The organism is Trinickia mobilis, from assembly GCF_017315705.1.
GTDB classification, from domain to species: domain Bacteria; phylum Pseudomonadota; class Gammaproteobacteria; order Burkholderiales; family Burkholderiaceae; genus Trinickia_A; species Trinickia_A mobilis.
This window is the reverse complement of the sequence record NZ_JAFLRF010000119.1, coordinates 1-1,171: the sequence shown is the minus strand read 5'-3', so window position 1 is coordinate 1,171 and position 1,171 is coordinate 1. Positions and strand designations below refer to the sequence as shown.

The 1,171-nt window shown below is 67.8% G+C and carries 1 protein-coding gene; it reads left to right on the top strand.

Annotated features, from left to right (window positions below; all coding sequences use genetic code 11):
- Positions 1–1,171 (top strand): ammonium transporter (locus J3489_RS37225; RefSeq protein WP_207005775.1); only part of this gene is annotated, 1,171 nt, incomplete at both ends.

Below are 1,171 nucleotides of genomic sequence, written 5' to 3'. Positions count from 1 at the left end.
CGGCGGACGCTTCGGCCGCCCCGGCGGCCAGCGCCGCAGCCGCGCCTGACGCATCGGCGGCATCGGCCGCGGCCGCGCCCGCCGCGCCGACCGCGCCGTTCTCGGTCGACTCCTCGAAGATCAATTCGGGCGACACCGCCTGGATGCTGACGTCCACCGCGCTCGTGCTGTTCATGACGATCCCGGGGCTCGCGCTCTTCTACGGCGGCATGGTCCGCAAGAAGAACGTGCTCGCGACCGTCATGCAGAGCTTCGCGATCACCTGTGTCGTGACGGTGGTCTGGACGGTGATCGGCTACAGCCTTGCGTTCACGCCGGGCAACTCGTTCATCGGCGGCTTTTCGCGCGTGTTCCTCGCCGGCATGAACTACATCCACGGCGACAAGGCGACGACGCTGACGGTGAGCCACCTCGCGCCGACCATCCCCGAGACCGTCTACTTCGTCTATCAGATGACGTTCGCGATCATCACGCCGGCGCTGATCACCGGTGCGTTCGCCGACCGCATGAAGTTCTCGTCGATGCTGGTGTTCATGACGCTGTGGTCGATCGTCGTCTACTCGCCGATCGCGCACATGGTGTGGGAACCGACGGGGTGGCTGGCTACGGCAGGCATTCTCGACTTCGCGGGCGGCACGGTCGTGCACATCAATGCCGGCATCGCGGGTCTCGTGTGCTGCCTGGTGCTCGGCAAGCGTGTCGGCTACGGCAAGGAAGCGATGGCGCCGCACAACCTGGTGCTGACGCTGATGGGCGCGGCGATGCTGTGGGTGGGCTGGTTCGGCTTCAACGCCGGCTCCGCTGTGGTGGCGGACGGCCGTGCGGGCTTCGCGATGCTGACGACGCAAGTCGCCACGGCGCTCGCCGCGCTCGCCTGGATGTTTGCGGAGTGGATCGCGAAGGGCAAGCCGTCGGCGCTGGGCATTGCGTCGGGCGCGGTGGCGGGTCTCGTGGCGATCACGCCGGCTTCGGGCTACGTCGGCGTGACGGGCGCGTTCGTGATCGGCATTGCGGCAGGGGTGATCTGCTTCTGGTCGGCAACGTGGCTGAAGGGCAAGCTCGGCTATGACGACTCGCTCGACGCGTTCGGCGTGCACGGCATCGGCGGTATCGTCGGCGCGCTTCTGACCGGCGTGTTCGCGGTGAAGGACATCGGCGGCGCGGACGGCAA